The sequence below is a fragment of the Mycobacterium shunyiense genome (assembly GCF_058270035.1).
Genome location: NZ_JBZDPT010000002.1, coordinates 174292 through 181611, shown reverse-complemented (window position 1 = coordinate 181611; position 7320 = coordinate 174292). Strand labels below are relative to the sequence as shown.

The window sequence follows — 7320 nt, the reverse complement described above, 5'->3', positions numbered from 1 at the left end:
ACCTTGATGTGAACGTCCTTCAACGTGACGCGCACCGGCGCGGCCTTGAACGACTTCTTGTTCACCGAGACGTTGGTGACGGTGCCGGGCTTGGGGTGGATCTCCACGGTGCCCGACATCGGCATGCTCACCCCGGTCGGGATGACGCCGGCCAGCGTCGAGCCCGACGTGCTCAGACCGATCGACCCGACCAACCGGACCTGGCCCAGCTCGATTCCGCAGCCGATCTGGTAGCCCGTGTCCAGCGTGCCGCCGGTCAGCGAGGTGGATCCGCCGCCGGTGACGGTGCCGGTGAAGGTGGCTCCCGCCATGTACTCGCGCGACGATGCCGCGGTGGTCAGCGGTGCGACCGGCAGCTGGCTCTCGTCTTTGGCCGACACTGTGAGTTTCCAGCCGTCGGGGGTGGTGACCACGCGCGGCTCGGCGGAGGCGACCAGCCCGTTGTCCGGCGGGGGTCCGGCATCGACGGGTGCGGCGGGATCCGGCGGTGGTGGCGGCGGGTCGGCCGACGCGAGGGGCGTCAAGGCAACCGGGGCCAAGACGCAGACAGCGGCCAGCGTGGCGAAACGATTCAACATGCGTGTCAACGCGCCTCTCGTGGTTGAAATCCGGGGTCGAGATGCGATATCGGATTCGGTAGGAGTGCCCGGTCACGGTATTAGCAGCGCGGCGAAGCTCAGTGAGTTCTATTCGCGCAGAAGTTATCTAGGGGCTGTGCCGCTACGCCGTCGAACGGCGGTGTCAGACAGCGATCGCCTGCGCCACTCAAGTGGTTGGGTTATAGTCCCGGCCGGACGAGGGTTCAGTTGTCACTTGACCCACACCGCAGGTACACGCGAGAGGAAACCCATGAGGACGAGCGCATACCGCCAAACGGCACTTGCCGGTCTGGCTGCAGTCGCGCTGATCACCGCGGGCTGCAGCAACGACAAGAGCGTCGACGCATCGATGTCGCCTCAGGTCGGATTGATCTCCACCTCCACGGTTCAAAACCCGGCGCAGACCGCGCCGGTGAAGCTCATCGGCGAGAGAGACGTCGAGGTGACGCTGACCGGTCCGATCGCTGCCAAATACTCGTCGGCCACCGACAAGCAAAAGGAACTCCTCGGCAAGCCGCTGACGGGTGACCGTAACGCGGGCACCCGGGACAGTGGCGTGGTGTTCCAGCAGTTCCAGGGCGGGGTGATCGTCGCCAAGAATGACGAGGCGGGCACGCCTGCGTACATCACCTCGGGCAAGATCCGGGAAGCCTGGAATGTCCCGCGCGACCCGGCCGGCGTGCCGGCGGTCACCGGCGACAACGGCTCGGCAGGCCCGCTGGGTGTCCCTACCAGTGACGAGAAGGCCGACGGCGATCTGCTGGTGTCGACGTTCGAGCACGGCAAGGTCGAGTTCGACGCGAAGACCGGCGACGTCAAGGTGACGGTCAACGACAAGGTTGTCCCGTCCGGGCTGTAGCCGGCCGACATTCGCGTCGAGAGCTGTCGAGGTGACAGACCGGGTCGGTCGTCTAGGTTGGCAGGATGTCGGCCGCCACACAGGATCCGCTCGTGCAGGAGATGCTCGACGAATTCGCACTGCGCAAGCTGGTGCACGGGTACTGCCGGGCGGTCGATCGCGGGGACATCGTCACGCTCCGGAGCCTGTATCACCAGGACGCGGACGACGACCACGGCGCTTTCTCATCGGGGTCCGTCGACGATTTCCTGCGCACGCTCGTTGACACCCGTCCGTATCTCCGGTCGATGCAACATCACATCACCACGACGAACTTCGCGGTGAGCGGCGACCGCGCGGAGGGGGAGATCTACAGCATCGCCACCCACACGTTTGTCTCGGGCGACGGCGAAACCGAGCTCATCATCGGTGGGCGGTACCTGGACAAGTATGAAAAGCGCGATGGTGCATGGAGATTCACCGCCCGGCAGATCGTGACCGACTGGGCGCATGTGCACAACCCGTCGACCGTCGACGTGAGTCATCCGATGACGCGCGCCACTCCATTCGGTAGTCCGGGGCCCGATGACCCGTCGTACACGTTCTTCTCGCTACTCGGGCAGAACGCGGAGTAACGCGACGACCCAGATCAGTCGTGTTGCGCCTCATAGCGCAGCAGGACCGTGCCGCCTGGGAAGGTGCGGTTCTCCAACAGTCGCAGCGAGATCCATGACGGCAGTGTCGGGAAGAACGGTGTACCGCCGCCCACGGCGGTGGGCGCGATCACGAGTCGGTACTCGTCCACCAGTCCGGCCTGCACGATCGGGGCGGCCAGTGTCGCGCCGGCCACCTCCATCTGGCCTTCGGTCTCGGCTTTCAACTTTTTCACCACCTCGACCGGGTCACCGCGTTCCAGTCGGGAGTTCCAGTCGACGGCCTCCAGCGTGCTCGAGAACACGACCTTGGGCATGTCGCGCCAGACGTGGGCGAAGTCAACGATCAGAGGGGTTGCGTCCGGGGCTTTGTCGGCAGTCGGCCAGTATGCGGACATCAGTTCGTAGAGCCGCCGTCCGTAGAACGCGCACGCGGTCTCCCGCTCGAAGTCGTTCCAATACTGGTGCAGTTCTTCGCTCGGCTCGGACCAGTCGATGCTGCCTTGTGCGTCGGCGATGTACCCGTCCACCGACACGGTGAAGCCATAGATGAGTCTGCCCATACAGATCAGACTGCACCGGAGAACGGAACTCATCGCGGCGAATCACGAGATCGTGCTCAAGTCTTCGGTGGACGGTGAACGAACGCAGGCTCACGGCGGTTCAGCGACAGCGCGCAGCGGCCAGGTAGGGCGCAGTTGCGCTGTCCGAGCATTCCGCAATCTCCGCAGGCGTCCCCGCAGCGACGATCCTGCCGCCGGCCGCGCCGGCGCCGGGACCCAGGTCGATGACGTAGTCAGCCTGTGCGACTACCCGCATATCCAGTTCGGCGGCAACCACAGTGTTGCCCGCGTCGACGAGCCGGTGCAGGTGTGCGAGCAGCCGGTCGGTGTCGGCGGGGTGGAGCCCCGCAGTGGGCTCGTCGAGAAGATAGAGGGTGTCGCCACGGTGCGCACGCTGCAGTTCACCGGCGAGCTTGACGCGTTGCGCCTCGCCCCCTGACAGTTCGGTGGCTGGATGTCCGAGTCGTAGATAGCCGAGCCCGACGTCGCATAGTGCCTCAATAGCTCGAAGTATGTCCGCCTCGCCGTCGAAGAATCCCCTTGCTGACGAAACGCTGAGCTCGAGCACCTCGGCGATGTTGTGACCGTGCCATCTGATTTCGAGAGTCTCTGCGTTGTATCGGGTTCCATGGCAGTCCGGGCATGGGCTGTAAACACTTGGGAGGAAAAGCAGTTCGACCATCACCCACCCTTCGCCTTCGCAGGTTGGGCAGCGTCCGCCTGCGACGTTGAAGGAGAATCGCCCAGGCTTGTAGCCCCGAGCCTGTGCCTCCGGAGTCTCGGCGAACCTTCGCCGGATGTGGTCGAACACTCCTGTGTAGGTGGCGACATTGGATCGCGGCGTGCGGCCGATCGGTTTCTGGTCGATGCACACGACTCTGCGTATGCCGCGGGGGTCGCCGACCACCTCGCCCGAGGCGGGAGGCGCGGCCTCGGCGAGCAGGTCGTCGTCACCCAAGTCGTCGAAGCGGACGGGGCGGCCAAGGTGATCGCCGACGATTTCGGCGAGCGCGTGTGCGACGAGGCTTGACTTGCCCGATCCGGATACTCCGGTAACTGCGGTGAGGCATCGCAACGGGACCGACACAGAAATATCGTGCAGGTTGTTGCGCCGCACGTCGGCGAGCTCAAGCCAGTCGCTCCGATGCCGTGGGGTGCGCGAACTGGACTGTGCGCCCTTACCGAACAAGTAACGGCGCGTGACAGATTCAGTGACTTTGGCCAGACCGGCCGGCGGCCCGCTATAGAGGATCTGACCGCCGTCCACGCCTGCACCCGGCCCGATGTCGACCAGCCAGTCTGCGGCGGCGATGATATCGAGTGAGTGCTCGACCACGAAAACGCTGTTGCCGCTGCGTTTGAGTCCCTGCAAGATGTCGCGCAACGCGTCGCGGTCGCGAGGGTGCAGACCGGCCGATGGTTCATCCAGCACGTACACGACTCCGAACAGCTGAGACGACAGCTGTGTCGCCAGCCGGACACGCTGCAGCTCTCCTCCCGAGAGAGTTGGCGTGCTGCGTGCGAGAGATAGATATCCCAGCCCCAAATCGATCAGCGGTTGCAGCCGCTCCTGCAGATCCGCCACCAATCGCTGTGCGGCGGCACGCTTCTCGGCCGACATGTTGGGTGTTTGCCGAACATCTGGCGCCGCGGTATGAGCGGACCCTCCAGCCTCCACGCGGGCCTTGACCGCCGACCTTCGTGTCTTCTTGTCGAGTACCTCACTGGACACCTCGGGCGCCCAGTCGGGGCCGAGCACAGTGCTGCAGAGCACAGCGAGTTGGTCCAACGTGAGCCGTGACAGCGCGGCGATGTCGAGACCCTCGAATGTCACCGAGAGCGCCTCGGGTTTCAACCGCTTTCCGTGGCACGCTGGGCATGGTCCACTTCCGACGAACTGCGAGACGCGCTTCTTGACGCCGGCGCTCTTGGTGGTGGCGAAAGTATCCAGCACGTACCGGCGAGCACCGATGAAGGTGCCCTGGTAGCTGGGTTCCCAGTCGTCCTTGATGGCACGGCGGGTTTGCGCCGGGGTAAGCCCGGCGTACACCGGTACCGTTGGTCGATCTTCGGTGAACAGGATCCACTCACGGTCTTTGCGCGGCAGCTTTTCCCAGGGGATGTCGACGTCGTAACCGAGCGAGACCAGGATGTCCCGCAGGTTCTGCCCGTACCAGGCGGGTGGCCACGAGGCGATTGCGCGGTCACGGATCGTCAGCGTCGGGTCCGGGACCATCAGTGCTTCGGTCACCTCGTATACCCGGCCCATGCCATGACAGGTGGGGCAGGCGCCCTGAGGTGTGTTGGGGGAGAAGTCTTCTGCGTAGAGCATCGGCTGCTTCGCCGGGTAGTTACCCGCACGCGAGTACAGCATGCGGATCAGGCTGGACAGTGTCGTTACGCTACCGACCGACGACCGTGTGCTTGTTGCACCTCGCTGCTGACGCAGGGCGACGGCCGGCGGCATTCCTTCGATCGAGTCGACATCCGGAACGCCCACCTGGTCGATCAGGCGACGCGCATAGGGCGCAACGGATTCCAGGTACCGCCGCTGGGACTCGGCGAACAGTGTTCCGAAGGTCAGCGAAGACTTACCCGAGCCCGACACGCCGGTGAAGGCAACGAGGGCATCGCGCGGGACCTCCACATCGACGTCTCGCAGATTGTGCTCGCGCGCACCACGGACGCGAACTCTGTCGAGAGAACCCATTTGCCCACGTCCTTCCTGCTCTAGTCACCTCCAAGTCGACTGCTTACACCGACGCTACCGACATCCAAGGGCGCGCTACTGGGAACTCTGGTCTTTCTCGGTTGGGATATGCCAGGAGAGTTACTGTTTTGCCTTGACTCCCGTTATCCCAGGATCGCCCGCGCAGCGCGCTCGGCGATCAGCATGACCGGCGCGTTGGTGTTGCCGGACGTGATGGTGGGCATCGCCGATGCATCCACCACTCGAAGCCCTGCGACGCGATACACCCGGCAGTCGGTGTCGAGCACCGTGGCAGGTGACCGCGGAACACCGTGTGTGTCAAAGGCTCCCATCGCGCAGGTGCCCACCGGGTGGAAGATTGTTGTGCCGAGTTCACCCGCGGCCTGCTGCAGGTCTTCGTCGCTCACCAGTTGTGGGCCGGGTAGCAACTCTTCCGGGCCGTAGGGGGCCAGCGCCGGCGCTGCCATGATCTGCCGGGTCATCCGAAGACCCTTTACGGCAATGTGACGATCATCGTCAGTCGACAGGTAGTTACAGGTGATCTTTGGATTGGCCAGCGGATCGGCACTGGCCATGCGCACATGGCCACGGGAGCTGGGGCGCAGGTTGCAGACCGAGGGGGTGATCGCTGCATAGCGGTGTAGTGGTTCGCCGAACTTGGGCAGCGACAACGGCTGCACATGCCACTCCAGATCGGGACTGGCCAGCACTGGGTCGCTTTTTGCGAAAGCCCCCAGCGTGGAGGGCGGCATGGTCATCGGCCCTGATCGCAGCGTCAGGTACTGAAGTCCCATGCCGCCACGGGTGACCCAGTTCCGGTACAGCGTGTTGACGGTCCGGGCGCCTCGCACGCGGTAGACCGTGCGCAGCTGCAGGTGGTCCTGGAGATTTTCGCCCACTCCTGGCAGATCGACGACCACCGGCACGTGATGCTGGGTGAGCAGCCCTGCCGGGCCCAGACCCGAGGCCTGCATGAGATGTGGCGAGCCGATCGCCCCGGCGCTCAGGATCACCTCTCGGCGGGCTTGGACGTCGAGAGTCTGGCCGTCCTTGAGTAGTCGCAGGCCGGTGACGCGATGCTGGGCCGTGGTCCAGGCGCCGTGCCGCTGATCGTCGGGAACCTGGTTGTCCATCAGGAGTCCCAGGGCCTGGGTCTCGGTGTAGACGGTGAGATTGGGCCGGTGGGCGACGGGATGCAGGAACGCATCCGCCATCGACCAGCGCCTGCCTCGTCGTTGGTTGACGTGAAAATAGGCGCTGCCCGAATTGTCGCCCCGGTTGAATTCCGCGATGGGGGCGATGCCGGTCTGGGCGGCGGCGGCCTGCCAGGCATCCAAGATCTTCCAGCGCACGCGCGGCCGCTCGACACGGATCTCTCCACCGGTGCCGTGCCACTCGTCGGCCCCGCCGAAGTAGTCTTCCAACTTCTTGTAGATCGCCAGTGTCTCGCCAGGGGTGTCCGGGCCGCCCCAGCGCCATCGGTCGTCACCAGTGGCCTGCGCCCACAGATCGTAATCGCTTGACTGTCCGCGCATGTGAATCATTGCGTTGATCGACGAGCAACCACCGATCACGCGGCCCCGCGCATAGTGAATGCTGCGGCCGGCCAGGCCTGGATCGGCCTCGGTCGTGAAGCACCAGTCGGTGCGGGGATTGGCGATGGTGTACAGATAGCCCACCGGCACCTTGATCCAGAACCAGTTGTCTTTGCCGCCGGCCTCGATCAAGAGCACACGGTGATCGGGGTTCGCGCTCAGCCGATTGGCGAGCAGGCAACCCGCACTGCCTGCTCCCACGATGATGAAATCGAATTCGGCGACGGGGCTCATTCCGGAATCGTTCCTCCATGACGTCGGGTGCGTGTCCTAGTGTGGCTGACCATCGGGCGCCCACAGGTTCCCATGCTGAAACCAGCTGAGAACAAAGTTGATTCGTCATGAGTTCTCGGCGAGCAACC

General features: G+C 64.5%; 6 protein-coding genes. 2 read left to right on the top strand and 4 right to left on the bottom strand.

What is annotated here, in order from left to right; genetic code table 11:
* Positions 1–578, bottom strand: a 578-nt coding sequence (locus tag AC4ELS_RS02780; RefSeq protein WP_499045732.1) for an MspA family porin, incomplete at its 3' end; no start/stop codon positions are given.
* A 271-nt stretch (positions 579–849) separates the two neighbouring features.
* Here AC4ELS_RS02780 and AC4ELS_RS02775 point away from each other — a divergent pair.
* On the top strand, positions 850–1458 hold the full coding sequence (locus tag AC4ELS_RS02775; RefSeq protein WP_448448742.1) for an LGFP repeat-containing protein: 609 nt from the start codon (positions 850–852) through the stop codon (positions 1456–1458).
* A 65-nt stretch (positions 1459–1523) separates the two neighbouring features.
* Positions 1524–2072, top strand: a complete 549-nt coding sequence (locus tag AC4ELS_RS02770) for a nuclear transport factor 2 family protein (protein ID WP_448448743.1) — start codon at positions 1524–1526, stop codon at positions 2070–2072.
* Between the two features lie 14 nt (positions 2073–2086).
* Here AC4ELS_RS02770 and AC4ELS_RS02765 read toward each other — a convergent pair whose 3' ends face one another.
* From AC4ELS_RS02765 to AC4ELS_RS02755, 3 genes are all read right to left on the bottom strand, one after another.
* Positions 2087–2653 (bottom strand): dihydrofolate reductase family protein, encoded by a 567-nt coding sequence (locus AC4ELS_RS02765; protein ID WP_064881375.1) that lies wholly within the window; start codon positions 2651–2653, stop codon positions 2087–2089.
* 100 nt (positions 2654–2753) lie between these two features.
* The gene (locus AC4ELS_RS02760) at positions 2754–5363 is read right to left on the bottom strand and encodes an excinuclease ABC subunit UvrA (RefSeq protein ID WP_448448744.1); all 2610 of its coding nucleotides are present in this window, start codon (positions 5361–5363) and stop codon (positions 2754–2756) included.
* A 143-nt stretch (positions 5364–5506) separates the two neighbouring features.
* The gene (locus AC4ELS_RS02755; protein ID WP_499045729.1) at positions 5507–7192 is read right to left on the bottom strand and encodes a GMC family oxidoreductase; all 1686 of its coding nucleotides are present in this window, start codon (positions 7190–7192) and stop codon (positions 5507–5509) included.
* Between the last annotated feature and the right edge of the window lie 128 nt (positions 7193–7320).

What these genes read in the sequence shown, in the direction of transcription:
- AC4ELS_RS02775 (WP_448448742.1), top strand. Translation starts at nt 850, where the DNA reads ATGAGGACGAGCGCATACCGCCAAACGGCACTTGCCGGTCTGGCTGCA.
- AC4ELS_RS02770 (WP_448448743.1), top strand. Translation starts at nt 1,524, where the DNA reads ATGTCGGCCGCCACACAGGATCCGCTCGTGCAGGAGATGCTCGACGAA.
- AC4ELS_RS02755 (WP_499045729.1), bottom strand. Translation starts at nt 7,192, where the DNA reads ATGAGCCCCGTCGCCGAATTCGATTTCATCATCGTGGGAGCAGGCAGT.
- AC4ELS_RS02765 (WP_064881375.1), bottom strand. Translation starts at nt 2,653, where the DNA reads ATGGGCAGACTCATCTATGGCTTCACCGTGTCGGTGGACGGGTACATC.
- AC4ELS_RS02760 (WP_448448744.1), bottom strand. Translation starts at nt 5,363, where the DNA reads ATGGGTTCTCTCGACAGAGTTCGCGTCCGTGGTGCGCGCGAGCACAAT.